Origin of the sequence: Amycolatopsis sp. WGS_07 (genome assembly GCF_045278895.1) — a bacterium.
In the GTDB taxonomy this organism is placed as follows: Bacteria; Actinomycetota; Actinomycetes; order Mycobacteriales; family Pseudonocardiaceae; genus Amycolatopsis.
On record NZ_CP136053.1, the window covers coordinates 8,910,620 to 8,935,907 of the forward strand.

The following is a 25,288-nucleotide window of genomic DNA, read 5'->3' on the forward strand; positions in this document are numbered from 1 at the left end:
CGGATGTCCGGTACGGTTCGGCGCGTGACGATCCACCTGGAACTCGATGCCGGCGTCGCACTCGTGACCCTCGACCACGGGCGCGGCAACACCCTCGACACCGCCACCTGCAAAGAGCTGGTGATCAGACTCGAAGAAGCGGACGCGGCCGGGGCACGCGCCGTCGTGCTCACCGGATCCGGCGACATGTTCTCCGCCGGAGTGGACCTGGTGGCACTCGACGAGGGCGGCGCGCGCTACGTCAGCGACTTCCTGCCGGCGCTGTCGGACGCGTTCCTGGCCGTCTTCGGCTTCCCGCGCCCGGTGGTGGCGGCGGTGAACGGCCACGCCATCGCGGGCGGCATGGTCCTGGCGGCGGCGTGCGACCACCGGATCGCCGCGGAAGGCCCTGGCCGCATCGGCGTGACAGAGCTGCTGGTGGGCGTGCCGTTCCCGTTGTCGGCGCTGGAAATCCTGCGCTGCACCTACGGAACGACCCCACTGCCGTCCCTGATCTACAGCGGCGCGACGGTCACCATGGCCGACGCGCTCCCCCGCGGCCTGGTCGACGAGGTCGTACCCGCCGAGGACGTGCTCGGCCGGGCCCGCGAGCTGGCCACCCGCCTCGGCGAACTGCCCGCGGAGGCGTTCGCGCACACGAAGCAGCAGCTGCGGCAGCCGTATCACCAGCGCATCGCGGAGAACCGGGTGTCGGACGACGCGCAGGTGGAACGGCTGTGGCGCTCGGAACCGGCGCTGGCGGCGGTGAAGGCGTACGTGGAGAAGGTGCTGAAACACTGACCTTTCCCGGCCCGTCCGCCCAGGTCAGGCCCGGTCTGGCCGGGGCGCAGTCCGGGGCGGGAGACTTTCTTGCTCCGGCTTTGCCCTAACACCCATTGCTTCGGCCGCATATTTCTGTGAAAGTCGAGTTGAGGGTCCGGGAACCGGGGGTGCCTCGTTTCTTCGCAGCGCACCCCCGGGGCCGGGGGTCAGTTCTCCCCCAGCTTGACCAGTTCGAGGTCGGTCTGCGGGAAATCGTCGCCGATGCAGAGCAGCGGTTCTCCGGCCAGCTTGGCGGTGGCGTAGCTGTAGCAGTCGCCGAGATTCAGCTTCGCCGGATGGCGTCCCTTCCCGAACTGGCTGAAGGCGTCGGTGGCGATCTCGCTGTGCTCCTCGGTGAAGGGGACGACCGCGATGTGGTTGTCCTGCATGAATCTGGCCAGCGCGAGCCGCCCCCGGGAACCCAGCCGCACCGTCAGGACGACGCCCACCTCCACCAAGGTCGGCGCGCCGATTCTCGGCGCGGTCGCCTCGGCGAGGCGTTCTTCGAGCCGATCGTGGCCCGGCTCGCGCAGGAGGATCGCCACGATCGCGGAGCTGTCGATGATCACACGCCCTCCGGCCCGAATCCGAGAATGTCTTCCCACTCGTCCTTGGAGAGCGGCTTTCCCAGCTCCTCGGGCGGGATGAGCGGCCAGATCTCCTCCTCGAGCACCCGGCGCATCTGCTTCAGCCTCTCCTCGGCATCCTCGTGTTTGCGCAGCTGGTCCCGGCGCAGCTGAAGAGCCTCGCGGACCGCACCGGTTTTCGTGGTGCCGGTCAGCTCGGCCACCTCGGCGGCCAGGCGTTCCGTTTCCGGGTCCTTGATGTTCATCGCCATGGTGTAATGGTACCCGCGATGGTGTAATTACTTAATCCCAGCCGCGTCCATCCCCCGCAGTTCCTTCTTCAGGTCGGAGACCTCGTCGCGCAGCCGGGCGGCCAGTTCGAACTGCAGGTCGCGGGCCGCTTGCATCATCTGGTCGGTCATCTGCTGGATGAGGTCGGCCAGTTCGGCGCGCGGCATCGCCGAGACGTTCTTGTCGGTGAGCATGCCCGAGCTGCGGACGCGGTCGCCCTGTTCCGGCTTCTTGCCGCGCGAGGCGTTGCGGCCCGAGCCGCCGACCGCGACCGATTCGTCGGAGTCTTCGGCCTCGTTGTAGACGCGGTCGAGGATGTCGGCGATCTTCTTGCGCAGCGGCTGCGGGTCGAGGCCGCGCTCCTCGTTGTAGGCGACCTGCTTGGCGCGACGGCGGTCGGTCTCGTCGATCGCGTACTGCATCGAGTCGGTGATCTTGTCCGCGTACATGTGGACCTCGCCGGACACGTTCCGCGCCGCGCGGCCGATGGTCTGGATCAGCGACGTGCCGCTGCGCAGGAAGCCTTCCTTGTCCGCGTCGAGGATCGCGACCAGCGACACCTCGGGCAGGTCGAGGCCCTCGCGCAGCAGGTTGATGCCGACCAGGACGTCGTAGTCGCCCGCGCGCAGCTGGCGCAGCAGCTCGACCCGGCGCAGGGTGTCGACCTCCGAGTGCAGGTACCGGACCCGGATGCCCAGCTCCAGCAGGTAGTCCGTGAGGTCCTCGGCCATTTTCTTGGTGAGCGTGGTGACCAGGACGCGCTCGTCCTTGTCCGCGCGCTCGCGGATCTCGTGCACCAGGTCGTCGATCTGGCCCTCGGTGGGCTTCACGACCACCTTCGGGTCGACCAGGCCGGTGGGCCGGATGACCTGCTCGACGAACTCGCCGCCGGTCTGGCCCATCTCGTACGGGCCCGGCGTCGCCGACAGGTACACCGTCTGCCCGATCCGGTCGGAAAACTCCTCCCAGGTGAGCGGCCGGTTGTCGACCGCGCTCGGCAGCCGGAACCCGTAGTCGACGAGGTTGCGCTTGCGGCTCATGTCGCCCTCGTACATGCCGCCGATCTGCGGCACCGTCTGGTGCGATTCGTCGATGACCAGCAGGAAGTCTTCCGGGAAGTAGTCGATGAGCGTGGCCGGGGCGGAGCCCGCGCCGCGGCCGTCGATGTGCCGCGAGTAGTTCTCGATGCCGGAGCAGAAGCCGACCTGGCGCATCATCTCGATGTCGTAGGCGGTGCGCATGCGCAGCCGCTGGGCCTCCAGCAGCTTGCCCTGCTTCTCCAGCTCGGCCAGCCGCTCCTCCAGCTCGGCCTCGATGCCGCGGATCGCCTTCTCCATCCGCTCCGGGCCCGCGACGTAGTGCGTGGCCGGGAAGATCCGGACCTCCTCGACCTCGCGCACGATGTCGCCGGTGAGCGGGTGCAGGTAGTACAGCTTGTCGATCTCGTCGCCGAAGAACTCGACGCGGATCGCCAGCTCCTCGTACGCCGGGATGATCTCCACCGTGTCGCCGCGCACCCGGAAGGTGCCGCGCGCGAAGGCGATGTCGTTGCGCGAGTACTGCACGTCGACCAGCGCGCGCAGCAGCACGTCGCGCTCCACCGTGCCGCCGACCTCCAGCTTCGTGGACCGGTCGAGGTACGACTGCGGCGTGCCGAGGCCGTAGATGCAGGAGACGGACGCGACCACGATGACGTCCCGCCGCGACAGCAGGTTCATCGTCGCGGAGTGCCGCAGCCGCTCGACGTCGTCGTTGATCGACGAGTCCTTCTCGATGTACGTGTCCGTCTGCGCGATGTACGCCTCGGGCTGGTAGTAGTCGTAGTAGCTGACGAAGTATTCGACCGCGTTGTGCGGGAACAGCTCGCGCAGCTCGTTGGCCAGCTGCGCGGCCAGCGTCTTGTTCGGGGCCATGACCAGCGTGGGCCGCTGGACGCGCTCGATCAGCCACGCGGTGGTGGCCGACTTGCCGGTGCCGGTGGCGCCCAGCAGCACGACGTCTTTCTCGCCCGCCTTGATCCGGCGTTCGAGTTCGTCGATGGCCGCCGGCTGGTCGCCGGCGGGCTGGTACTCGCTGACCACCTCGAACCGGCCGCCGGCGCGAGGCACCTCGGAGACGGGGCGGAAGTCGGACTGGGCGAGGACGGGGTGTTCGGTTGCGAAAGCCACGAGGACCAGGGTAGGCCGGGGCACCGACAATTTCCGCGACGGCCGGGCTGAGCTGGGGATCCAGCGGTCCGGCGGGGCTCGGGAAGCAGCCAGGCGAGTGCGCGCCGATCAGCGCCGGCCGAGCCGGTAAGCCGCGGATCGCGGTGAGCAGGCCGGGCCGGTCGAGCCGTGCGGCGGAACCTGGTGGGATGCGCGAGCTTCAGCAGCTGCAGCAGTCACAGCCGTCGCAGCAGTTGCAGCAATCACAGCCGTCGCAGCAGTTGCAGCAATCACAGTCGCAACCGCAGTCACAGCCGCCGCTGTTCGGCTTGCCGCTCCACGGGCCCGGGTACGGGTCGCGGCAGCAGAACTGGCAGGAGCAGCACATGTAGGTCGCGATCGCGCAGCCCGCGAAGAAGTTCCGGCGTTTCGGCGGGACGGCGAACTTCGGGACCCAGCAGCCGCCGCCCTTGCCGTCGAGCGAGCCGGGGTCGTCCGGCGGTTCGGGGCCGTCCGGGCCACCAGGTCCGCCGGGACCCGCAGGGCCGCCAGGTCCGCCCGGGCCGGGCATCCCGGCAGGCCCGTGGCCAGGCACCGGAACGCCGTAGCCTGGCTGCCCACCGGACCCAGGCACCGGAACACCGGCCCCAGGCCCGTACGGCGTCTGCTGCGGAGTCGGCCCCGGCCCGATCCACCCGGGCGGCGGCTGCTGCCCGTGCAACTGGTGATGCCCGAACGCCCGCCGCACCGCCTGCCGCAGCTCGTGCACCAGCAGCGCGTGCACCAAAGCCGAATCGGAGAACTCTGCCTCGCGCAGCGCCAGCTCGACCCCGAGCACCGCGTCCGAGCACAGCCGGTGCGCCTCCTCCAGCACGGTTCCCGTTGCCAGCAACGGATTCCACGCCCCGGACGCGGCATCCGAAGCCAGGTCCTCGACCGCGTCCAGCAAATGGGCCACCCGGCCGAACAATCGTCCGGCCTCGGCGAGCGGTGCGCGGTTGCCGGGGCGACCGGCGAGCACCGCGGTCTGCGCGAAGGCCGCCGACGACGCCAGTTCGGCTGGTTCGGTCGCCAGCAACGGCGAGTCCCCGACACGAATAGCGCGCTCCAGCTCGCCCTGCCGTCCGACTGCTTCGGTCAGCACCGCAGTGTCGAAACCGACTCCAGCACCGGTCCGCCCGCCCTGCGCGGCCCACCGGCGGGCGACCAGCCGCGCGGCACCAGCCACTGGGCGCCGGGCGAAGGCACCGTCACGGTCGGCGACGTGGTCGTCGACCTTGGCCGAGGCCAGCACCAGCGAAACCGCCGCCGCGAGCCGGGCGCCTTCGCCGACCGCGACGGACGCCGGGCGCATCGAGCGCAGCGGGCACGGGCCCGCGGCGCGCCGGGGCCCGGCCGGCGTTTGGGCTTCGACCAGCGCCGAGACGATCAGCGCGTCGTAGTTCGTGACGACCCTGGCGAACTGTCCGTGCTGGTCGCGCAGGGCGAGGCACAGGCCGCACAGGTGCGCCATCCAGTCCGCGTGCAGCCGCCCGGCCAGCCGATGCCGGCAGGGTCTGATGATCCCGAACAACCGCTCGTCCCCCCAGAGAACCGAAATGAACTCGCGAACTTTACCGCCCCGGCCGGGCCCCTAACCGGGGTTCGGGTGATTCTCGCGGCGGGCGCGGGCAGGGCAGGATGGGCGGATGACCGATCTGCACCCGCCGAAGGTCGAGACGTTCGACCCGGCCGCCCGCGTGAACATCGACAACAAGGGCATCCGCCGCGACGTCGAGGAGTTCCGCGAGGAGCCGTTCGGCCTGTACCTGGCGCGGCCGGCGCCGGGGCGCGCGCAGTTCCACTACCTCGAGTCCTGGCTGCTGCCGGACCTGGGGCTGCGGATCACCGACTTCTGGTTCTCCCCCGGCCACGAACGCGACCAGGACTTCTACCTCGACGTCGTGCGGGTGCGCCGCGACGGGCCGCGCTGGGTGGCCACCGACCTCTACCTCGACCTGGTGCTCAAGGACAAGATCTCGGTCCGGGTGATCGACACCGACGAACTGCTCGCCGCCGTCTCCGGGAAGCTGCTTTCCCAGGAGGAAGGCGAGTACGCGCTCGAAGTCGCCTACGCCGCCGTCGAGGGGCTCGCCGCGCACGGCTACGACCTCGCCGCCTGGCTGTCCACAAAGGACATGACGCTCGGCTGGCGCAGGCATCCCTAACCGGGAACGGGGGAATTCCCCACCCCGTCCCGGTGGTCTGCCGGATTCCCCGGAGCGGCTCGCCCGGCCACGATCAGCGGCATGGAACGAACCGCAAACCAGGTGACGCTCGACCTCGTGTGCTCGCTGTACCGCGAGCACACCGAAGCGTTGCGCGCCGCGAAGGACGCCCAGCGAGCGCACCGCCGCGCGAATCCGACGATGAAGACGCAGCTGGACGACGTCGAGGCGGAGATCACCTACCTGCTCCTGCGGCATCTGCGCCCGGAGAAAGTCGTGGAGATCGGTTCGCTGCACGGCTGGTCCACGAGCTGGATCCTCCGCGCGCTCGCGGACAACGGCACCGGCCGGCTGACCACCATCGATCTCATCGAGAACGCCACCAAGACCGTCCCGCACGCGCTGGCCAAGGGCCGCTGGGAGTTCCGCAAGGGCGACGCGCGCACCCTCGCCGCCGATCTGCTGTCCGATGTGGACTATCTGTTCATCGACGCCGACCACGGCGCGCGCTTCGCGAGGTGGTATCTCTCCGACGTCTTCCCGAAAATCGACGCCGCGGTGAGCGTGCACGACGTCTTCCACCGCGCCACCCCGCTGCCGTTCACCGAAGGCACCGAAGTGGTGCGCTGGCTGGGGAAAACCGAGACCCCGTACTTCACCGCGGCGCGTGCCCGGGCGAAACACGCGTACGCTCGGCTCAACGAGCTAAGGCGCGAACTCGGCGTCGACGCCACCGTGCACACCGGCCGCGACAACCCGATGATCTACTTCCGCATCCACCGATCGGTGGATGCGCGGCTGACAGCCGGTGGACCGGAAGTCACGCCGTTCCGCTGATCCGATCGGCCGCTCCAGCCGGGATTCTCGAAGGCAGCAACCGCTGCGATTCGAGAGGGGACGGCGGCCAATGCCGGTCATCGAGGTGCGGAACCTCCACAAACGCTATCGCCGGAAAACGGCGGTGGAAGACGTTTCGTTCGACGTGGAGCGGGGCGAGATTTTCGGGATCCTCGGCCCCAACGGCGCGGGGAAAACCACGACGGTGGAATGCGTCGAGGGCCTGCGCTCCCCCGACGGCGGCACCGTTTCGGTGCTCGGGCTGGACCCGCGGCGCGACGTGCGCGAGCTGCGCCAGCGCCTCGGCGTCCAGCTTCAGGAAAGCCAGCTGCCGGACCGGCTGCGCGTCGGCGAGGTGCTCGGCCTGTTCGCCGCGATGTACCGCACGCCGGCCGATCCGGAGCGGCTGATGACGCTGCTCGGGCTCACCGAACAGCGAAACACCTTCTACCGCAAGCTTTCCGGCGGCCAGCAGCAGCGCGTGTCGATCGCGCTCGCGCTGGTCGGCAGTCCCGAGGTGGTGGTGCTCGACGAACTGACGACCGGTCTCGACCCGCAGGCCCGCCGCGACACCTGGGATCTCGTCGAAGCGGTCCGCGCCGAGGGCGTGACGGTCGTGCTGGTCACGCACTTCATGGAAGAGGCGGAACGGCTGTGCGACCGGATCGCGGTGATCGACGCCGGGCGCGTCGTCGCGATCGACACTCCGGCGGGGCTGGTCGGACGGGTCGGCGGCGAGCAGCGCATCCGGTTCCGCCCGTCCGCGCCGGTCGACCCCGGTGCGCTCGGCGGGCTGCCGGACGTGCTGAAGGTCGAGCGGAACGGCGCGCATCTGGTGGTGACCGGGGGCGCCGGCGCGCTGCAGGCGGTGACGTCGTTCCTCGCCCGCGCCAACGTCGTGGCGGGCGAACTGCGCGTGGAGCAGGCCAGCCTCGACGACGCCTTCGTCGCGCTGACCGGCCGGAAACTGGACTGAGGGGGAACCGGAAGTGTTGTCGAAGCTGACCGTCGCGGAGGCGAAGATCTTCCTCCGCGACCCCGGGGCCCCCGCCGTGGTGCTCGGGATCCCGCTGGCGTTGCTGGTGGTGTTCGGGCTGATGCCGGGCTCGCGCACGGAGAACGGCGGCCAGTCGTCGCTGGCCACCCTGATCGCGCCGATGGCGGTGGCGATCCTGCTCGCGATCCTCGCGTTGAACCTGTTCCCCGGCGCGATGGCCGCGCACCGGGAGAAGGGGTGCTGAAGCGGCTGGCGGCGAGCCCGATGCCGCCGTCGCGGCTGCTGGCCGCGCAGCTGCTGGTGAACCTCGTCATCGCCGTCGTCGCGATCGTGCTCGTCGTGGGGGTGGGCACGATCGCGCTCGGCATGGCATTGCCGAAGAACCTGGGCGGGTTCGTCGCGGTCATGCTGCTGGGTGCGGTGTCGCTGTTCTCGGTGGGCACGCTGATCGCGGCGTTCGCGCCGAGCGGCCGCGCGGCGAACGGGCTCGGCGCGGCCGTGTTCTTCCCGATGCTCGCGCTCGGCGGCGTCTGGGTGCCGAAGGAACAGCTGCCGCCGGTGCTGCAGCACGTCGCCGATGTCCTGCCGCTCGGAGCCACGCTCGGCAGCCTGCGCGAGACCGCCGCCGGACACGCGCCGCAGGTGCTTCCGCTCGTCGCGCTCGCGGTGGTCGCCATCGTCTGCTCCGCGCTCGCCGCCCGATTCTTCCGCTGGGAGTGACCACGATGACCACGACACAGGAAGAAACCGCGACGGCCCGCTCGGTCGCGCCGTTCGCCCGCACGCCCGTCCTCGCCATCGCCGCACTGTTCGCGGTGCCGCTGGTGCTCACCGCGAACAACTACGGCTACTTCGGCGACGAGCTGTACTTCCTCGCCGCCGGACGGCATCTGGCCTGGGGTTACGTCGACCAACCGCCGCTGCTGCCGCTGCTCGCCCGCGCGATGGACACCATCGCGCCCGATTCGCTGTTCGTCCTGCGGCTCCCGGCGATGCTGGCGATGCTCGCCGGGGTCGTGTTCGCCGCTCTCATCGCCCGCGAACTGGGCGGCCGGACCCGCGCTCAGGTGATCACCGCCGCGACCTTCGCCGCCTGCACGAATTTCCTGGCCGGCGGCCACTACCTGGCGACCTCGACGCTGGACCCGTTCCTCTGGACAGTCCTGATCTGGCTGCTCGTCCGCTGGATCCGCACCCGCAGCGATCGCCTGCTGCTGTGGGCCGGAGTCGTCACCGCGCTCGCGTTGTACGTGAAATTCCTGATCGGCGGCTTCTGGATCGTCGCCGGGATCGCGCTGCTCATCTGCGGTCCGCGCGAGCTGCTGCGCCGTCCGATGCTGTGGGCCGGCGCCGCGATCGCCGTGCTGGCGCTGGTCCCCACGCTGGTGTGGCAGGCCCAGCACGGCTGGCCGCAGCTCAGCATGGGCGCGGCGATCTCGACGGAGGTCGGCGACACCTGGGGCGGCCGGCTGGGCTGGCTCCCGCAGGTGGTGCTGCTCGTCGGCGTGCCGGTGGGCGCCGTGCTGATGGGCTACGGCCTGTGGCGGCTGCTGCGCTCGCCGCGGCTGCGTTCCTATCGCTTCCTCGCCTGGACCACGCTGGCGCTCGCCGTGGTGTTCATCGCGGTGAACGGCCGTTCGTACTACATCGCGGGCATGTTCGCGCCGTGCTGGGCGGCCGCGGCGGTGGAACTGGAGACCGGGCAGGCGTCGCGGTGGTGGCGCTGGATCCCGACGTGGCCGGTCTACGTGCTTTCCGTGCTGCTGATGCTGCCCGCCGCGCTGCCGGTGTGGCCGCATTCCTGGCTCGAGAAGAACCCGTCGCTGCCGACGCCGACCTTCTCGATGGCCGAAGTCGGCTGGCCGGAGGCGTCGAGATCGGTCGCCGACGCGTTCCACCGCGTGCCCGACCCGGCACACACCGCGGTCATGGGCGAGACGTACTGGACCGCGAGCGCGCTCGACCGGTACGGCCGCGACCTGGGCCTGCCCGAGCCGACCAGCCCGAACCGGGGCTACGCGACGCTGGTCGTTCCGCCCGATTCGGCGCGCGACGTCTTGTTCGTCGGAGCCGATCCCCGGCCGCTGCTCGGGCGCTTCGCCGATCTCCGGCCTGCCGGGACGGTCACGACCGGGAACGCGAAGCCGAGTGTGCTCGACGGCACTCCGATGTGGCTGGCCAGCGGGCGGCTGCGGCCGTGGACGGAAATCTGGCCCGAGCTGGCGAACACCGGGGCCTGACCCCGCAGTAGGACGGCCGCTGGCCTCGCCCGTAGGGTGCGGGCGAGGCCAGCCCCCGATCCGCCGACAGGGAGCAGGATGGATGCCGTGACCACGGCCGCCGCACCGAGCACGCCCGACCGCACGCTCGCCGGGTTCGCCCGGCGGCCGGTCTTCTTGCTCGCCGCGGGGACCGCCGCCGTACTCCTCGCCACCGCCGGCCGCTACGGCTACTTCGGCGACGAGCTGTACTTCCTCGCCGCGGGAAAACACCTCGCGTGGGGATACGCGGACCAGCCGCCGGTGCTGCCGTGGCTCGCCTGGCTGGCGAACTCGATCGCGCCCGGCTCGCTCGTCGTGTTCCGGATCCCGGCGATCCTGGCGACCGCGGCGGGCGTCGTGTTCACCGCGCTCATCGCCCGCGAGATGGGCGGCGAACGCAAGGCACAGACCCGGGCCGCCGCCGCGTACGCGATCTGCGGGCAGTTCGTCGGCAGCGGCCACTACCTCGCGACGTCCACTGTGGACCCTCTGCTGTGGACGATCGTGCTGTGGCTGCTGGTGCGCTGGATCCGCACCCGCGACGACAACCTGCTGCTGTGGCTCGGCGTCGCGACCGCGGTCGGGCTGAACGTCAAGTTCCTGATCGGCGGGTTCTGGGCGGTCACCGCGATCACCGCGCTGCTCTTCGGACCGCGCGACCTGCTGCGCCGCCCGAAACTGTGGGCAGGCGCCGCGATCGCCGCTGTCGCGTGCGTACCGACCTTGCTCTGGCAGAACGCGAACGGCTGGCCGCAGCTCGGCATGGGCGACGCGGTGTCGCGCGAAGTCGAGGAAGCGGGCGGCCGGGCCATGTTCGTGCCCGCGCTGCTCGCCGGAGCCGGTCTGGTCATCGGCGCGCTGGGCGTGCTGTACGGCCTGGCTGTGCTGCTTGGGAGCGCTCGGCTGCGCGCGTACCGGTTCCTCGGCTGGACCGCGCTCGGCGTGTTCGCGATCTTCCTGATCGGCAACGGCCGGTTTTATTACGCCGCAGGCACTTTCGGCCTGCTGTGGGCAGCCGCCGCGGTACATCTGCAGGACCGGCGGCCCGCGCTGTGGTGGCGCTGGGTGCCGACGTGGCCGGTGTTCGTGCTGTCCGCGCTCTACAGCCTCCCCTACGCGCTGCCGGTGTGGCCGGAGCAGTGGCTGGTCACGCATCCCACCGCGCCGCGCCCGGCGTACGCGATGGAAGAGTCCGGCTGGCCGGATCTGGCCGCGTCCGTCGCCACGCAGTACCGCGCGCTGCCGCCGGAGGAACGGAAGCACACCGCGCTCGTCACCGGCGGGTACTGGCAGGCCGGTGCGCTCGGCCGGTACGGGCCGGACCAGGGCTTGCCCGAGGCGTACAGCGCCAGCCGCGGATTCTGGTACTTCGGACGGCCCGACGACAGTGCGGACACCGTGCTGTTTATCGGCCGCGAACCGGCGAAGCTGGCGGCGCACTTCCGTTCCGCACGCATCGTCGGCGAGGTCGACAACCGGCTGGGCGTCCCGAACTCCAGCCGGCACATGCCGATCTGGCTGCTCGACGGCCGCCTCGGCAGCTGGGCCGAGATCTGGCCGCAGCTCAAGGATCTGAAGGCGTGAGACTCGAGGACGTCCGGGACGTCAAACTCGACTGGCGGGGTTCGCTGATGCCGCCGGCCACCTCCCGCGCGAGCGATCCGCCGGTCCGGTGGCACCAGTGGTTCACCTGGATCGAAACCGCGGTCGCGTGGGTCCTGCTGATCGTCCCGACGCTGCTGAGCGCGCTCAGCGACCAGACGAACGACCACCGGATCACCACGGTGCTGATCGCCGCCGGAGCCGCGGTGTGGCTGGCGCTCACCACCGTCGCGCTCAGCCCGAAGCTGCGCGATCACCCGGTCGCCGCCGCGGCGACGTTCGCCGGGGTCGTCACGTTCGGCTCGATCCTCCAATCGCGCGACGCGTACTTCATCATCTTCATGGTCTACGGATTCTTCGCGGCGATGCGGATGAAGCCGATGCTGGTCGCGTTCCTCGGCGTCGGCATCACGTCCTTGCTGATCAACACCATGACGCTCGGCGGGCCCATCCACGCGCTGTCGGTGTCTCCCGGGATCTGGGGCACCGTGGTGATCGTGCAGACCGCGGCGATCGGCGGCGGTGGCGCGCTTTTCGCCGCGGTGGGCAGGCAAAACCAGGAACGCAAGCAGATGCTCGACCAGCTGGCAGCGGCCGAGGCGGAAAACCGCGGCCTCCAGCGGCAGCTGCTTGCGCAGGCGCGCGAGGCGGGCGTGCTCGACGAGCGGCAGCGGCTGAGCCAGGAAATCCACGACACGCTCGCGCAGGGCTTCACCGGGATCATCACCCAGCTCGAAGCCGCCGCGCAGGCCCGCGACGACACGGCGGAGTGGGAACGCCACCTCGCCGCCGCGACCCAGCTGGCGCGGGAGAACCTCACCGCCGCCCGGCGTTCGGTCGCCGCGCTGCACCCGGAGCCGCTCGAAGCCGCAACGCTGCCCGAGGCGCTCGCCGAAGTCGCCCGGCTGTGGAGCGAACGCACCGGCGTGGCCGCGGAGTTCTCGGCCACCGGAACCGCCGTCCCGCTGCATCCGGAACTGGAGGCCACGCTGCTGCGGATCACCCAGGAAGCATTGTCCAATGTGGCCAAACACGCGCAGGCGGGCCGCGTCGGGATCACCCTGTCGTACATGGGCGACGAGGTGACGCTGGACGCGCGCGACGACGGCGTCGGCTTCGATCCGGCCGACCCGCCGCCCCCGCCGTCACCGGAAGGCGGGCACGGCCTGCCCGGCATGCGGCGGCGCGCGGAACGGCTCGCCGGCACCCTGCACGTCGAGGCCGAACCCGGCGGCGGCACCGCGATCTCGGTCCGCCTGCCCGCCGTCCCGGCTGCGACACTGGACCCGACCGAGGGGCCTCATGACCATCACCCTGCTCATCGCCGACGACCACCCGATCGTCCGGGACGGGCTGCGCGGCATCTTCACCGGCGAGCGCGGCTTCGAGGTGCTGGGCGAGGCCGCGCACGGGGCCGAGGCGGTCACGCTCGCGGAAGCGCTGAAACCGGACGTGGTGCTGATGGACCTGCGCATGCCCGGCACCGACGGCGTCGCCGCGATCACCGAACTCGCCCGCCTCGGCAACCCGGCTCGCGTGCTCGTGCTGACCACCTACGACACGGATTCCGACGTGCTGCCCGCGATCGAGGCGGGCGCGACCGGCTACCTGCTGAAGGATTCGCCGCGCGAGGAACTGTTCCGTGCCGTGCGCGCGGCCGCCCGCGGCGAGGCAGTCCTCTCCCCGCCGTCGCCAGCCGGATCATGGGCCAGATGCGCGCACCGGCGCAGGAACCGCTGTCGCAGCGGGAAATCGAGGTGCTGGGCCTGGTCGCGCGAGGGTCCACGAACAAGGAAGCGGCGAAGAAGCTGTTCATCAGCGAGGCGACGGTGAAGACGCATCTGCTGCACGCGTACGCGAAGCTCGGCGTGAAGGACCGCGCGGCCGCGGTGGCGGTGGCCTTCGAGCGCGGTTTGCTGGGTTCCTAGCCCCACAGCTCTCCGCTTCTCGACGCCACCCGGGCCACCACCGCGGCCACGAACTCCTTCCCTGGCAACGGATCCAGCTTCCGTCCGTCCCGGAGTCGAGGTGCCACCATGTCCGCGGCAGCCTCTCGCGAACCGATCACCGCCTGGTACGGCACCAGCCGACGGTCTCGAATCCGGGAGCCCAGGCTGCCGCGATCCGCCGGAACGACCTCGGCGCGCAGCCCGGCGTCCATGGCCTGCTCCGCGACCGCCGACGCGGCCTCGAGTTCCGCGTCGCCGACCGGCAGCACGGCGACCTGTACCGGGGCCAGCCATGGCGGGAACGCGCCGCCGTGCTCCTCGATCAGCTGGGCCAGCACGCGTTCCAGGCTGCCGAGCACCGCGCGGTGCACCAGCACCGGCCGATGCGCGCGGCCGTCCGGGCCGACGTATTCGAGCCCGAACCGCTCCGGCTGGTGGAGGTCGACCTGCACGGTGGACAGGGTCGACTCGCGGCCGGCGCTGTCGGCGATCTGGACGTCGATCTTCGGGCCGTAGAACGCGGCTTCGCCCGGCCCGCGTTCGTAATCGACCCCGTCCAGCGCATCGACGAGCACCTCAGCCGCACGCTCCCACGCTTCGGCCGCTCCGGCGTATTTGCCGCGGTTGTCCGGCAGGGAAAGGCGGTAGCGAGCGGGTTTCAGCCCGAGATCCCGGTACACGCGGCGGATCAGCGCGAGCGCACTCCGCACCTCCGCGCCGACTTGGCCGGGCTCGCAGAAAATGTGCGCGTCGTTCAACTGGATCGCCCGCACCCGGCTGAGCCCGCCGAGGACGCCGGACAGTTCGGCGCGGTACATCCCGCCGAGTTCGGCCAGCCGCACCGGCAGTTCGCGATGGCTGCGGGCCCGCGAACGGTAGATCAGCGCGTGGTGCGGGCACAGGCTCGGCCGCAGCACGACCTGCTCGCCGCCGAGGTCCATCGGCGGGAACATGTCGTCGCGGTAATGCGCCCAGTGCCCGGAAAGCTCGTACAGCTCCCGCTTCCCCAGCACCGGCGACGACACGTGCTGGTAGCCGGCGCGGCGTTCGACCTCGCGGACGTACTCCTCCAGCACGTGCCGCACGGCGGCGCCGTCGGGCAGCAGATACGGCAGACCGGCCCCGATCAGCGGGTCGCTGCCGAACAGGCCGAGTTCCCGGCCGAGTTTGCGGTGGTCAGGCATGGCGGTCTCCTCACGGAAGGCGAGGCGAGCGCACGGCAAGGCCCGGGGCGCTCGCCCCGGGCTCGAATGGCAGTGTTCAGCGCGCCGGGACGGGATCCGGCGTCGTCGTGGACTGGGCGCACTTCATGCCCCCGAAGGTAACCCCGCGTCCGGCGGGACCGCACCTGGTTTTCCGGCTCAGGGCTTCCAGCCGCTCTGCTCGGCCCATTTCTCCGCGCGCACGAACGCCGCGTTGACCCAGCTCTGCTTCTCCTCCGCGTACTGCTCGACCGTGCCGTCCGCGGAATGCTTGCGCGCCAGTGCTTCCTTCACCTCGGTGTAGCTGTCACGCTCGTCGGGATGCGCGCGGATCCAGTCGCGGAACAACAGCGCGAGCCGCCACGCCGGCGTTTCGGTGGACCGGACGTGCAGGTTCACCGGCCGCTTCGGGTCGGCGCTCTGGTGGAACCGCTTGAGCCACTTCCCGCCGCCGTCCTGCGGATCGTCCCACCATTCGCCTTCGCGGCGCGGGAAACCGGCGTCGGCGAGGGCCTCGGCGAGCGCATCCGCATCGTCCAAAGAGGACGCTGTGAGCTGGAGGTCGAGGACGTCCTTGGCGGGCAGCCCCGGCACCGCGGTGGACCCGATGTGGTCCGCGCGCACCAGCCGCGCCCCGGCGATCTGCCGCAGCCGCGCCAGCCGGCGTTCGGCCTGCAGCGGCCAGCTCGGGTCGTACGGCGAGATCACCGGCGAGGCGGGCGGACGCGGTTTGCGCAGCCGGAGGTTCGCCTCGAACGGCACCAGCCGGTCCGCCCACAACGCGTCCACCTCGGCGAGCACCACGTCCGGCGTGCCGCCGTTGTCGAGCCAGACGTCCGCGACGGCGCGGCGCTGTTCCTCCGCGGCCTGCGCGCGGATCCGCGCCCTGGCGTCGGCCTCGGGCATGCCGCGCACCTCGACCAGCCGGCGCACCCGCACCTCCACCGGCGCGTCGACCACCAGCACCAGGTGATACGCGGGGGCCAGGTCGTTCTCGACCAGCAGCGGCACGTCGTGCACCACCACCGCGTCGTCGGCGGCCGCGGCCATCAGCTCGCCGGTGCGCTGCCCGACCAGCGGATGCACGATCGAGTTCAGCCGCTTGCGCGACTCGTCGTCGGCGAACGCGCGCGCGGCGAGCGCGGGCCGGTCCAGCGAGCCGTCCTCGGCGAGGATTTCTTCGCCGAACGCCTCGGTCAGCGCGGCCAGCCCGGGCGTGCCCGGCTCCACGACCTCGCGGGCGATGCGGTCCGAATCGATGACGACCGCCCCGTGTTCGGCCAGCCGGTTCGCCACCGTCGACTTCCCAGCACCGATCCCGCCCGTCAGGCCCACTCGCAGCATGGTCACACCCTAACCAGCGCTGCCGTCACCCGCTCAGGCGACACCGAAGCCCCCTGCACGTGCACTCGCACGCGTACCCGCACACCCTCCGCGTAAACGCAAGCACATTTTCGGGCGTAGCCGAACTGATGTGGGTGACACGCCGGGCGCTTGCGCTGTTTTCGCGGGTCGAGTGCGTACCGTGCGCGGCGGAAGGGTCGCCCACACGGAGGAACAATGGCGCAGAAGCACGTCGGGAAGCACCGGCTCGGCACCCCGGGCCTGGTGCACTGCGTCTCCTACCGCCAGGTCTCGGACGCGCTCGAGGAGTACCGGCGCACGTGGTTCAGCGCGCTGCTCGTGCCCGCGAAACACAGCCTGGCCGGCCTCCGCCGCCGCGCTCGCGCGGCCGCACTCGAACGCGCTTGGGTGCCCGCGGTTTCGCTGGAACGCGCCTGACCCTTCCCCCGCGACGCGCGTGGTGACAGCCCGCCGTCCGTCAAGGACTCCTTGAGGGAATCTAAGTCCGTGAAGGAGTCCTTCACGGACGGCGGATGGTCGTGAGGGTGGCCCTCACGGACCTGATCAGACCGCGTGCGTTTCGATCGCGATCTCGTGGCTCAGCGTGCGGTGCACCGGGCATTTGTCCGCGATCTCGAGCAGCCGCGCGCGCTGGTCGTCGTCGAGGTCGCCTTCCAGGGAGATTTCCCGGGTGATCCGGCTGATCAGCCCGACCTCGGTTTCGCAGCGTTCGCAGTCGCGCGCGTGGATGCGGTCGTGCCGGAGCCGGACGGTGGTGCGGGTGAGCGGGATTCCCTTGCGGTCGGCGTACATCCGCAGGGTCATCGAGGTGCAGGTGCCGAGCGCGGAAAGCAGGAGGTCGTACGGCGTGGGTCCGGCGTCCGCTCCGCCGACGCTCTCCGGTTCGTCGGCGAGGAATTCGTGGCCCGCGGTCGTGACGCGCTGGGTGTAGCGGCCGCTCCCGGCATCGGTGACGACGACAGTGCCGGGTTCCGGCTGGGTCATGACGGCGGTTTCCTTCTGTTCGGCAAGGCCTGCTCAGTACGGGCGGTCGCTTGTGGACGGTCCGGGCGCACGGGAACGACGTTCCCAAGAAGCCGTGAATATCGTATCTTCTGCTTGCGAGCCGCGGACGGTTCCCGCGGAGCACGGGCACGAGGGGGTGGGAGATGGCCACCCGGCATCTTTCGACACGGCCGGCGGAACAGCACAATCGCGGCCGGTTCCTCGACGCGGCCCTGACCGTCCTCACCGAGCGCGGCGTCGCCGGGCTCACCGTGCGCGCGGTGGCGGAACAGGCCGGCGCGTCCACGATCACGGTGTACACGCGCTTCGGCGGCCGCACCGGTCTGCTGGACGCCTTGTACGAACGGGCTTTCGACCTGCTGGGCGAAGAACTGCGCTCGGTCCCGCCGTCCGAGGGCGACGGGGTCGCCGACCTGCTGGAGGTCGCGCTCGCGTACCGCCGGTTCGCGCTGGAGAGCCCGGCTCGCTACGGCTTGATGTTCGAGCGTTCGGTGCACGACTACGACCCGGACCCGGCGTTGCGGTCGGGGGTGCTGCGCACGAGTTTCGCCGAGTTCGTCGCGAAAATCGAACTCGTCTGCCCGCCGGACGTCGTCGCGCAGGAATGCGGTTATCTGCTCTGGACGTCGATGCACGGGCTGGTGAGCGTCGAGCTGACGATCCGCTCGCAAAGCCCGCTCGACGACTGGTTCCTCAGCTCGAACGAGTCCGCGCACGAAACGATGTACCGCCGCGGCGTGCGGGCGACGATCGACGGGCTCGGCCTGCGCTGAACCCCTGACACAAAGAATTCGGCCCCGGTCCGTGCGGACCGGGGCCGAATTCGTCAGAGACTCAGCGAGTCAGACGCTCACGCGCCGCCCGACAGCTTCTCGCGCAGAGCCGCGAGCTGCTCGTCGCTGGCGAGCGTGCCGCCGCTCTTCGCCTCGACCGGAGCGGACGAGGTGTAGCTCTGGTCGCCGCCCTCGATGCCGGTGGCAGCGTCGGCAGCGGCTTCGGCGTCGGCCTCGGCGGCCTTCTTGACCTGGGCCATGTGCTGCTCGTAGCGGGTGTGGGCCTCGGCGTACTGCCGCTCCCACTCCTCGCGCTGCTTGTCGAAGCCTTCCTGCCACTCCTGCGTGTCCGGGTCGAAGCCCTCGGGGTAGATGTAGTTCCCCTCGGTGTCGTACTCGGCGGCCATGCCGTACTGAGTGGGGTCGAACTCGGTCTCCGGCGTGACGCCCTCGTTCGCCTGCTTCAGCGACAGCGAGATGCGGCGGCGCTCGAGGTCGATGTCGATGACCTTGACCATGACGTCGCCGTTGACCTGGACGACCTGCTCCGGGATCTCCACGTGGCGCTCGGCCAGCTCGGAGATGTGCACCAGGCCCTCGATGCCCTCCTCGACGCGGACGAACGCGCCGAACGGGACGAGCTTGGTGACCTTGCCCGGCACGATCTGGCCGATCGCGTGGGTGCGGGCGAACTGGCGCCACGGGTCTTCCTGGGTCGCCTTCAGCGACAGCGAGACGCGCTCGCGGTCCATGTCGACGTCCAGGACCTCGACCGTGACCTCCTGGCCGACCTCGACGACCTCGGACGGGTGGTCGATGTGCTTCCAGGACAGCTCGGAGACGTGCACCAGGCCGTCGACGCCGCCGAGGTCCACGAAGGCGCCGAAGTTGACGATCGAGGACACGACGCCCTTGCGGACCTGGCCCTTGGCGAGCGCGTTGAGGAACTCGCTGCGCACCTCGGACTGGGTCTGCTCGAGGTAGGCACGGCGGGACAGGACCACGTTGTTGCGGTTCTTGTCCAGCTCGATGATCTTCGCCTCGAGCTCGCGGCCGACGTACGGCTGCAGGTCGCGCACGCGGCGCATCTCGACCAGCGACGCCGGCAGGAAGCCGCGCAGGCCGATGTCCAGGATCAGGCCGCCCTTGACGACCTCGATGACGGTGCCCTTGACGGGCTCGTCCTTCTCCTTGAGCTCCTCGATCGTGCCCCAGGCGCGCTCGTACTGCGCGCGCTTCTTGGACAGGATCAGACGGCCTTCCTTGTCCTCCTTCTGGAGAACGAGGGCTTCGACCTCATCGCCGACGGCGACAACCTCGGCCGGGTCGACATCGTGCTTGATGGACAGCTCGCGCGAGGGGATGACGCCCTCGGTCTTGTACCCGATGTCGAGCAGGACCTCGTCGCGGTCGACCTTGACGATGGTGCCCTCGACGATGTCCCCATCGTTGAAGTACTTGATCGTCTTGTCGATAGCCGCGAGGAAGTCTTCCTCCGACCCGATGTCGTTGATGGCGACCTGCGGGGCCCCGGTCGGGGCGGTCGGGGCGGTGGCGGTGTCGGTGGTCATTAGGCGGGTTGCTCCGGTGGATGGGTGTCGTAGGCGGATGTGCAGTTGGCTACCGGCAAAGCACGCGCGGGGCCCGCAGCCATGGCATGCGACGACCCTGCTCAAACGTCCGGCGACCAAACGTTCCACCAGTGAACGACCGCGGCATGACCCGCTGACGATGCGCGGCCCCGGTGGGTAGTCACCCAGGCAGCGCGAACCCCACTGCGCTAACACGTATCGTACGCGGGCCCCCGCGGGGGACACAATCAGGGTCGCCCTCGGCTCCCGGTACGTTCTGCACAACGTTTCCGCCGGTCCGCGCATTCCCCCGCGCCTGGCCGGCGCCACCGGGAGAGGAGACCGGCATGCCCGAGCCCGCCGCGGCCCCGGCGGCCCCGTCCGGCGGCCGCCACGCGAGCGCCGAGGAACGGCTCGGCACCGTCGGCGTCGCCCATCGCGAGGTGGGCGGAAACGAAGCGGAAGCGGCGAATCTGGCCTGGTGGGACGCGGATGCCGACGACTACCAGGCCACTCACGGCGGATTCCTCGGCGACGCCGATTTCGTCTGGTGCCCGGAGGGCGTGCGCGAGGAGGACGCGCGGCTGCTCGGCGACGTGCGCGGGCGGCGCGTGCTCGAAGTCGGCTGCGGGCAGGCCGCGTGCTCGCGCTGGCTCGCGGCCGCCGGGGCCGAACCGGTCGCCACCGATCTGTCCGGCGGCATGCTCCGGCACGCTCGTGAAGGGAACGCCCGCACCGGCGTGACGGTCCCCCTCGTGCAGGCGAACGCCGAGCGGCTCCCCTTCGCCGACGCCAGCTTCGACATCGCGTGCTCCGCGTTCGGCGCGCTCCCCTTCGTGCCGTCGCTGGAGACGGTGTTCGGCGAAGTGCGCCGGGTGCTTCGCCCCGGCGCGCCGTGGGTTTTCTCGGTGACCCACCCGATGCGGTGGATCTTCCCGGACGATCCCGGGCCGCAGGGGCTCACCGCGACCCAGCCGTACTTCGACCGCACGCCGTACGTCGAGGTGGACGACGACGGCACGGCCACCTACGTCGAATACCACCGCACGCTCGGCGACTACGTGCGCGCGCTCGCCGCCGCGGGCTTCGCGCTGGACGACCTCGTCGAGCCGGAATGGCCGCCGGGCCACTCGCGCACCTGGGGCCAGTGGAGCCCGCTGCGCGGCAGGCTGTTCCCGGGCACCGCGATCTTCCGCACGCGCCGCGACTGACCGGCTACGCTGCGGCGGTGACCCCCGCAGGCCGATTCGCCGGACTCGACCCGCTCCTGCCGCCGCCCGTTCCGCTCGGGGGCGGCGACCGCCTGCACGCCGTGACCGCTTCCGGCGCGCGGGTTTCGGCGACGCTCCAACGGTACCGGCACGGTCCGGGCGACGCTCCCCTGCTGTGGTCGGCGGCCGAGGTGTGGCAGCTGTTCCCGGATCCGGAGACCGCGGGCACCGAAGGATTCGACGCGCTGCTCGGCGCGCTTCGGTCCGAAGTGGACACTGAAGCGCCGGGACCCGATTCGGCGTGCGTCGTCAACTGGCCGAGCCGCGACGCCGAAGCCATCCGGGCCTTTCTCGACCACGGGCTGGTTCCGCTGTCCGCACTGGCCGTCCGCCCCGCCGTCGGGCCGGAGGAGACCGAGTCCGAGGCGTCGATCCGGCTCGCCGGACCGGACGACTACCCGGCGGCGCTCGCGTTGTGCACCGCGACGTTCGATTACACCGGCCTTGTCGCGCACCGGAAACGAGAGCAGACCGCGGAACTGCTCGGCCCGGCGCTGCGGCGCGCGCTCGGCGAAAAGGCGACCTGGGTCGCCGAGGCCGGCGGCGAAGTAGTGGCGCTCGCGCAATGCGACTGGGTCGAGTCCGTGCCCGGGAACGAGGCGGCGGAACTGCTGCCGACCGGACGCTGGGGCTACGTGAACAACGTCGTCACCGGCCGGGCCAGCCGCGGCAAGGGGATCGGCCGCGCGCTGATGGCCCGCGCGCACCGCGAACTGCTGAACCAGGGCGCGACCGGCACCTACCTCTACTACAACCCGACCAATCCCCTGTCGTCGGTGTTCTGGCACCGGCAGGGCTACCGGCCGCTGTGGACGTCCTGGGAAGCACACCCAGCGTGGGCCCTGCGGTGAGCTGACCGCTCTTTGGTGTGACGTCCGGCGAGCCGCCTTGCCCGCCCCCGAGGTCAGGACTAACTTTTGAACTGACTAGTCAGTTCAAAATCCGTGGAGTGTGTCCTGTGCAGGTCCGTGCCGACCGGGTGTCCCTGAAGGGTCCCCACGGCCCCTTGTTGCCGCCTACCTCGCTCACCGTCGAGGAGGGCTGCCTCACCGTGGTGCACGGCGAGCCGGGCGTCGGCATCACCGCGCTGGCGCTCGCGCTGGCCGGGCGGCTGAAGCCGACCACCGGCACCGTGACCGCCGATCCGGAAGGCGACCTGCGCCGGCTCGTGGCCGTGGTGGACTCGCCGGGGGTCAGCGAGCCGGACGAGGCGTTGTCCTTGCGCATCGTCACCGCCGAGGAGCTGGCGCTCGCGCACCGTCCGTCCGGCAAGGATGCGGTCGCGGCCTGGCTCTCGCAACACGACGCGGGGCCGTACGCCGACAGCCGGTTCGAGAGCCTCGAACCCGCGCTGCGCACCCGGCTGCTTACCGCGCTGGCCGCCGAACGCGAAGGCGTGCGCGTGCTCGTCCTCGACGCTCCCGACCGGCACACCAGCGACGTCGATTCCTGGGCGGCGGTCGCGAAGGAGCACGCCGCCCGCGGGTTCGCGGTAGCGGTGCTGGCCGCGACGACGCCGGTGTCGGCGCTCCCCTATCCGCCCGCCAAGGTCGGCGAAGCCGAGCAACCGGATCCAGTCCGGCTGTACGCGCCGCCGGACCCCGCTGAGACCTCTGCGGCCGAGCAGACCAAGCAGCTCCCGGAAACCGCCGAACTGACCGCCGAAACCGAGAACTCCGAGGGAGACCGGGCATGACCACCCCCACAAGCGGGCCGGCGGACTGAACGCGTTCCGGATCGCGGGCAACGAGCTGCGCAGGCTGTCCACCGGGACGCTGCCCAAGCTCGCCATGTTCGCGCTCGTCATGGTGCCGCTGCTGTACGCGTCGTTCTACCTCTACGCGAACTACGACCCCTACGGCCGCCTCGACAAGCTGCCCGCCGCGGTGTTCACCGAGGACGCGGGTGCGAAGGATTCCGGCGGGGCCGAGCGCAACGTCGGCCGCGAGGTCACCGACGAACTGGTGAAGTCCGGCACCTTCCAGTGGCACCAAGTATCCGAAAAGGACGCCCGGGACGGCGTGCGGGACGACAAGTACTCCTTCGCCATCGGCATCCCGCACGACTTCTCGAAGGCGCTGCTCTCGTCCGGCAACTTCGAGCCGGAGCAGGCGACCATCACGCTCACCACCAACGACGCCAACAACTATCTGTCCGGCACGATCGCGAAACAGGTGGCCGACCAGGTCCGCAAGACGATCGCGGAGAAGGTCGGCAGCGAGGCCGCGGACAAGTTCCTCGTCGGCTTCTCCACCATCTACGGCAAGATCTCCGAGGCGACCGACGGCGCGAAGCAGCTCGCCGACGGCGCGGCGAAACTCCAGACGGGGCAACACCAACTGGCCGACGGGGCGAACCAGCTCGCGACCGGGTCGGCCAGTCTCGCCACCGGGCTGGGCACGCTCAAATCGAGCACCGCGCAGCTGCCGAGCCAAACGCAGAAGCTCGCCGACGGCGCGGGCCAGGTGGCCGACGGCAACCAGAAGGTGGCGAGCGCGGGCTCGCTGGCCGCGTCCGCCTCGTCCGACGTGATGGGCCGGATCGACGGCTACCGCACCCAACTGGCCGCGAAGCTGCAGGAATCCGGGATGCCGGAGAACCTCAAGAACTCGATCCTGGCCGACTACGACAAGCTGCGCACGGACGCGAACCAGGCGAACGGGAAGATCCAGTCCGCCAACGGAGACCTGCAGAAGCTCTCCAGCGGCGCCCGGCAGGTGTCCGACGGGGCGCACCAGCTCGCGTCGGCCTCGCCGCAGCTGGCCAACGGGATCGCGCAGGCGTCCGACGGCGCGAACCAGCTGCGCGACGGAGCGGCGAAGCTCAACGACGGCGAGAAGACCGCCGTCACCGGCACCGACCAGCTCGCCGACGGTTCGGTGAAGCTGCGCGACGGCCTCGCCGCCGGGCTGAAGCAGATCCCGAACCCGGACGACCCGACCCGCACCGCCACCGCGAACACGATCGCCGACCCGGTCGCGGTCACGTCGAACGGCGTGGCGTCGGCGGGCACCTACGGCGCCGGGCTCGCCCCGTTCTTCATCTCGCTGGCCACCTGGATCGGCGCGTTCGTGCTGTTCCTGCTGATCCGCCCGCTGTCGACGCGCGCGCTCACCGCCGGCGCGTCGCCGCTGCGGGTCGCGCTCGGCGGCTGGCTGTCCTCGGCCGTGCTGGGCCTGGGGCAGGTGATCGTGCTGTTCGCCGCGGTGACCTGGCTGGTCGGCATCCACGTGGCGCATCCGCTGGGCGCGATCGGCTTCGCCTGCCTGGTGTCGCTGGCCTTCACGTCGATCGTGCACGCGCTGAACGCGCTCTTCGGCGCGGTCGGCAAGTTCCTCGGGCTCGTGCTGCTGGTGCTGCAGCTGGTGAGCGCGGGCGGCACGTTCCCGTGGCAGACCATTCCGGACGCGCTGTATCCGCTGCACATAGTGCTGCCCATGGGTTACGCCATCGACGGGTTCCGGCACCTGCTCTATTCCGGCGCCTCGATGCAGATCCTCGGTGACGTAGGGGTGCTGGTGGCGTACCTCGTCGGCGGGATCCTGCTGTCCACTCTCGCGGCGCGCAAACACCGGACGTGGTCGGTCTCCGCGCTCAAGCCCGAGCTGAGCCTGTGAGAGAGGCGACCAAACGGAAGCTCTTCGAGGCCACCCTGCGGCTGTCGGCCAGCAGGGGCCTCGTGGGGCTGACGGTGGACGACATCGCGGCCGAGGCCGGGGTCGCGAAGGGCACCGTCTACTACAACTTCGGGTCCAAGGACGGCCTGGTCGACGCGCTGCTGCGGTTCGGCGTGGACCTGCTCGCCGGGCGGCTGCGGGCGGCCGGGACGGACGACGATCCGCTGGCGGTGATCGAGGCCCAGGTGGACACAACGCTGGAGTTCATCGCGGAATATCCGGGGTTCTCGCAGATCGTGGTGAGCGAGCTGTGGCATACGCCGGGGCGGTGGCACGACACGCTGGCGCTGCTGCGGGAAGAGCTGATCGCGGTGGTGAAGACCCAGCTGGAGCGGCTGGATTCGGCCGGGCGGCTGCCTGCCGGGCTGGACATCGCGACCGCGGCGGCGGGGTTGTTCGGGACGATGCTGGTGGTGGCGCTGGACTGGCAGGTGTTTCACCCTGCGCGGTCCCGGGCTGACGTGCTCGCTTCGGTGATGATGCTGATCCACGGGCTGAAGCGGTGAGCGGGGGCCCGGCGGACGGCCGGGCCCCGGGCGGGTTCAGTGGCAGTTGGCGCAGCAGCCGCAGCCTTTGCCGGTGCATGCGGAGCAGCATCCGTGCCGCAGGACAGTCTGGAACAGCCGCTTGATCATCGGTCGGTCCTTCCGGGTTGGTCGAACACCTGCAGTGGGTCACGCTAAGTGGGGTCGTGGTGACTGGGGTACCGCTGACTGGGCAGGTGGGCGGGTGAATCCCTCCTGCTGGGACCGAGGGGTGGCGTGGG

The 25,288-nt window shown here is 70.7% G+C and carries 25 protein-coding genes and 2 pseudogenes; 17 read left to right on the plus strand and 10 right to left on the minus strand.

Translation table 11 applies throughout. The annotated features are described in order from the left end of the window. Window positions 1-3 precede the first annotated feature (3 nt). Entirely contained in the window at window positions 4-780 is a 777-nt protein-coding gene (locus RPX00_RS41840; RefSeq protein ID WP_406634058.1) for an enoyl-CoA hydratase/isomerase family protein, read from the plus strand. Between the two features lie 188 nt (window positions 781-968). On the opposite strand, the gene RPX00_RS41845 is transcribed toward RPX00_RS41840, so the two are convergent. The 4 genes from RPX00_RS41845 to RPX00_RS41860 form a co-directional block, all read right to left on the minus strand. Continuing rightward, window positions 969-1,370 carry a type II toxin-antitoxin system VapC family toxin gene (locus tag RPX00_RS41845; RefSeq protein WP_406634060.1) on the minus strand — a complete coding sequence of 134 codons (402 nt, stop codon included), beginning with the start codon at window positions 1,368-1,370 and terminating at the stop codon, window positions 969-971. After that, on the minus strand, window positions 1,367-1,639 hold the full coding sequence (locus RPX00_RS41850) for a type II toxin-antitoxin system VapB family antitoxin (RefSeq protein WP_406634062.1): 273 nt from the start codon (window positions 1,637-1,639) through the stop codon (window positions 1,367-1,369). Before RPX00_RS41850 ends, RPX00_RS41845 begins: the two co-directional genes overlap by 4 nt. A gap of 27 nt (window positions 1,640-1,666) precedes the next feature. Further along, a complete protein-coding gene (gene uvrB / locus RPX00_RS41855; RefSeq protein ID WP_406634064.1) occupies window positions 1,667-3,826 on the minus strand; it encodes an excinuclease ABC subunit UvrB in 2,160 nt (719 codons plus the stop codon). Between the two features lie 199 nt (window positions 3,827-4,025). After that, window positions 4,026-5,378 (minus strand): DUF5685 family protein, encoded by a 1,353-nt coding sequence (locus RPX00_RS41860; protein ID WP_406634066.1) that lies wholly within the window; start codon window positions 5,376-5,378, stop codon window positions 4,026-4,028. 115 nt (window positions 5,379-5,493) lie between these two features. On the opposite strand from RPX00_RS41860, the gene RPX00_RS41865 reads away from it, so the two are divergent. The 7 genes from RPX00_RS41865 (at window position 5,494) to RPX00_RS41895 (ending at window position 11,691) form a co-directional block, all read left to right on the plus strand. Beyond that, window positions 5,494-6,012: a DUF402 domain-containing protein gene (locus RPX00_RS41865; RefSeq protein WP_406634068.1), complete on the plus strand. Its 519-nt coding sequence runs from the start codon at window positions 5,494-5,496 to the stop codon at window positions 6,010-6,012. Between the two features lie 81 nt (window positions 6,013-6,093). Then, window positions 6,094-6,849 carry a class I SAM-dependent methyltransferase gene (locus RPX00_RS41870; protein WP_406634070.1) on the plus strand — a complete coding sequence of 252 codons (756 nt, stop codon included), beginning with the start codon at window positions 6,094-6,096 and terminating at the stop codon, window positions 6,847-6,849. A 70-nt stretch (window positions 6,850-6,919) separates the two neighbouring features. Continuing rightward, window positions 6,920-7,825, plus strand: a complete 906-nt coding sequence (locus RPX00_RS41875; RefSeq protein WP_406634072.1) for an ABC transporter ATP-binding protein — start codon at window positions 6,920-6,922, stop codon at window positions 7,823-7,825. A gap of 13 nt (window positions 7,826-7,838) precedes the next feature. After that, window positions 7,839-8,090 (plus strand): hypothetical protein, encoded by a 252-nt coding sequence (locus tag RPX00_RS41880; protein ID WP_406634074.1) that lies wholly within the window; start codon window positions 7,839-7,841, stop codon window positions 8,088-8,090. Further along, window positions 8,084-8,566 carry an ABC transporter permease gene (locus tag RPX00_RS41885; protein WP_406634076.1) on the plus strand — a complete coding sequence of 161 codons (483 nt, stop codon included), beginning with the start codon at window positions 8,084-8,086 and terminating at the stop codon, window positions 8,564-8,566. Before RPX00_RS41880 ends, RPX00_RS41885 begins: the two co-directional genes overlap by 7 nt. A 5-nt stretch (window positions 8,567-8,571) precedes the next feature. Next, window positions 8,572-10,086: a glycosyltransferase family 39 protein gene (locus RPX00_RS41890; RefSeq protein ID WP_406634078.1), complete on the plus strand. Its 1,515-nt coding sequence runs from the start codon at window positions 8,572-8,574 to the stop codon at window positions 10,084-10,086. An 87-nt stretch (window positions 10,087-10,173) separates the two neighbouring features. Beyond that, window positions 10,174-11,691: an ArnT family glycosyltransferase gene (locus RPX00_RS41895; protein ID WP_406643268.1), complete on the plus strand. Its 1,518-nt coding sequence runs from the start codon at window positions 10,174-10,176 to the stop codon at window positions 11,689-11,691. Here RPX00_RS41895 and RPX00_RS41900 read toward each other — a convergent pair. Beyond that, complete coding sequence (locus RPX00_RS41900) at window positions 11,672-11,932, minus strand: hypothetical protein (RefSeq protein WP_406634079.1); 261 nt, start codon at window positions 11,930-11,932, stop codon at window positions 11,672-11,674. The two genes, RPX00_RS41895 and RPX00_RS41900, sit on opposite strands and share 20 nt — an antisense overlap. Before the next feature lie 123 nt (window positions 11,933-12,055). Further along, the gene (locus RPX00_RS41905) at window positions 12,056-12,196 is read right to left on the minus strand and encodes a hypothetical protein (RefSeq protein ID WP_406634081.1); all 141 of its coding nucleotides are present in this window, start codon (window positions 12,194-12,196) and stop codon (window positions 12,056-12,058) included. 85 nt (window positions 12,197-12,281) lie between these two features. On the opposite strand from RPX00_RS41905, the pseudogene RPX00_RS41910 reads away from it, so the two are divergent. Both RPX00_RS41910 and RPX00_RS41915 read left to right on the plus strand, forming a co-directional pair. Beyond that, window positions 12,282-12,962: pseudogene (locus RPX00_RS41910) on the plus strand (sensor histidine kinase); the annotation flags it as partial. A 49-nt stretch (window positions 12,963-13,011) separates the two neighbouring features. Further along, window positions 13,012-13,637: pseudogene (locus RPX00_RS41915) on the plus strand (response regulator). Here RPX00_RS41915 and thrS read toward each other — a convergent pair. Together thrS and coaE are read right to left on the minus strand one after the other, a co-directional pair. Next, window positions 13,634-14,881: a threonine--tRNA ligase gene (thrS, locus tag RPX00_RS41920; RefSeq protein WP_406634083.1), complete on the minus strand. Its 1,248-nt coding sequence runs from the start codon at window positions 14,879-14,881 to the stop codon at window positions 13,634-13,636. The pseudogene RPX00_RS41915 and the gene thrS sit on opposite strands and share 4 nt — an antisense overlap. Window positions 14,882-15,019: 138 nt before the next feature. Continuing rightward, window positions 15,020-16,204: a dephospho-CoA kinase gene (coaE, locus tag RPX00_RS41925; RefSeq protein ID WP_406634085.1), complete on the minus strand. Its 1,185-nt coding sequence runs from the start codon at window positions 16,202-16,204 to the stop codon at window positions 15,020-15,022. Window positions 16,205-16,420: 216 nt separating this feature from the next. Here coaE and RPX00_RS41930 point away from each other — a divergent pair, with 216 nt between their 5' ends. Further along, on the plus strand, window positions 16,421-16,642 hold the full coding sequence (locus RPX00_RS41930; RefSeq protein ID WP_406634087.1) for a hypothetical protein: 222 nt from the start codon (window positions 16,421-16,423) through the stop codon (window positions 16,640-16,642). A gap of 126 nt (window positions 16,643-16,768) precedes the next feature. Here RPX00_RS41930 and RPX00_RS41935 read toward each other — a convergent pair whose 3' ends face one another. Then, complete coding sequence (locus RPX00_RS41935) at window positions 16,769-17,209, minus strand: OsmC family protein (RefSeq protein ID WP_406634089.1); 441 nt, start codon at window positions 17,207-17,209, stop codon at window positions 16,769-16,771. A gap of 164 nt (window positions 17,210-17,373) precedes the next feature. Between RPX00_RS41935 and RPX00_RS41940 the strand changes: the two genes are divergently transcribed. After that, window positions 17,374-18,003 (plus strand): TetR/AcrR family transcriptional regulator, encoded by a 630-nt coding sequence (locus tag RPX00_RS41940; protein WP_406634092.1) that lies wholly within the window; start codon window positions 17,374-17,376, stop codon window positions 18,001-18,003. A 77-nt stretch (window positions 18,004-18,080) separates the two neighbouring features. Here RPX00_RS41940 and rpsA read toward each other — a convergent pair whose 3' ends face one another. Then, window positions 18,081-19,574 carry a 30S ribosomal protein S1 gene (gene rpsA / locus RPX00_RS41945; RefSeq protein WP_406634094.1) on the minus strand — a complete coding sequence of 498 codons (1,494 nt, stop codon included), beginning with the start codon at window positions 19,572-19,574 and terminating at the stop codon, window positions 18,081-18,083. 347 nt (window positions 19,575-19,921) lie between these two features. Here rpsA and RPX00_RS41950 point away from each other — a divergent pair, with 347 nt between their 5' ends. From RPX00_RS41950 to RPX00_RS41970, 5 genes are all read left to right on the plus strand, one after another. Then, entirely contained in the window at window positions 19,922-20,785 is an 864-nt protein-coding gene (locus tag RPX00_RS41950) for a class I SAM-dependent methyltransferase (RefSeq protein ID WP_406634096.1), read from the plus strand. Beyond that, on the plus strand, window positions 20,722-21,696 hold the full coding sequence (locus RPX00_RS41955; RefSeq protein ID WP_406634097.1) for a GNAT family N-acetyltransferase: 975 nt from the start codon (window positions 20,722-20,724) through the stop codon (window positions 21,694-21,696). The genes RPX00_RS41950 and RPX00_RS41955 overlap by 64 nt, the downstream gene beginning before the upstream one ends. Window positions 21,697-21,803: 107 nt before the next feature. Further along, on the plus strand, window positions 21,804-22,541 hold the full coding sequence (locus RPX00_RS41960; RefSeq protein WP_406634099.1) for an ATP-binding cassette domain-containing protein: 738 nt from the start codon (window positions 21,804-21,806) through the stop codon (window positions 22,539-22,541). Window positions 22,542-22,566: 25 nt separating this feature from the next. Further along, window positions 22,567-24,462: a YhgE/Pip family protein gene (locus RPX00_RS41965; protein ID WP_406643270.1), complete on the plus strand. Its 1,896-nt coding sequence runs from the start codon at window positions 22,567-22,569 to the stop codon at window positions 24,460-24,462. Further along, window positions 24,459-25,028: a TetR/AcrR family transcriptional regulator gene (locus tag RPX00_RS41970; protein ID WP_406634102.1), complete on the plus strand. Its 570-nt coding sequence runs from the start codon at window positions 24,459-24,461 to the stop codon at window positions 25,026-25,028. Before RPX00_RS41965 ends, RPX00_RS41970 begins: the two co-directional genes overlap by 4 nt. Window positions 25,029-25,288 lie beyond the last annotated feature (260 nt).

Coding starts and splice junctions, on each gene's coding strand:
- RPX00_RS41870 (WP_406634070.1), top strand. CDS start 6,094: ATGGAACGAACCGCAAACCAGGTGACGCTCGACCTCGTGTGCTCGCTG.
- RPX00_RS41840 (WP_406634058.1), top strand. CDS start 4: ATGTCCGGTACGGTTCGGCGCGTGACGATCCACCTGGAACTCGATGCC.
- RPX00_RS41935 (WP_406634089.1), bottom strand. CDS start 17,209: ATGACCCAGCCGGAACCCGGCACTGTCGTCGTCACCGATGCCGGGAGC.
- RPX00_RS41850 (WP_406634062.1), bottom strand. CDS start 1,639: ATGGCGATGAACATCAAGGACCCGGAAACGGAACGCCTGGCCGCCGAG.
- rpsA (WP_406634094.1), bottom strand. CDS start 19,574: ATGACCACCGACACCGCCACCGCCCCGACCGCCCCGACCGGGGCCCCG.
- RPX00_RS41940 (WP_406634092.1), top strand. CDS start 17,374: ATGGCCACCCGGCATCTTTCGACACGGCCGGCGGAACAGCACAATCGC.
- RPX00_RS41865 (WP_406634068.1), top strand. CDS start 5,494: ATGACCGATCTGCACCCGCCGAAGGTCGAGACGTTCGACCCGGCCGCC.
- RPX00_RS41875 (WP_406634072.1), top strand. CDS start 6,920: ATGCCGGTCATCGAGGTGCGGAACCTCCACAAACGCTATCGCCGGAAA.
- RPX00_RS41930 (WP_406634087.1), top strand. CDS start 16,421: ATGGCGCAGAAGCACGTCGGGAAGCACCGGCTCGGCACCCCGGGCCTG.
- coaE (WP_406634085.1), bottom strand. CDS start 16,204: ATGCTGCGAGTGGGCCTGACGGGCGGGATCGGTGCTGGGAAGTCGACG.
- RPX00_RS41890 (WP_406634078.1), top strand. CDS start 8,572: ATGACCACGACACAGGAAGAAACCGCGACGGCCCGCTCGGTCGCGCCG.
- RPX00_RS41950 (WP_406634096.1), top strand. CDS start 19,922: ATGCCCGAGCCCGCCGCGGCCCCGGCGGCCCCGTCCGGCGGCCGCCAC.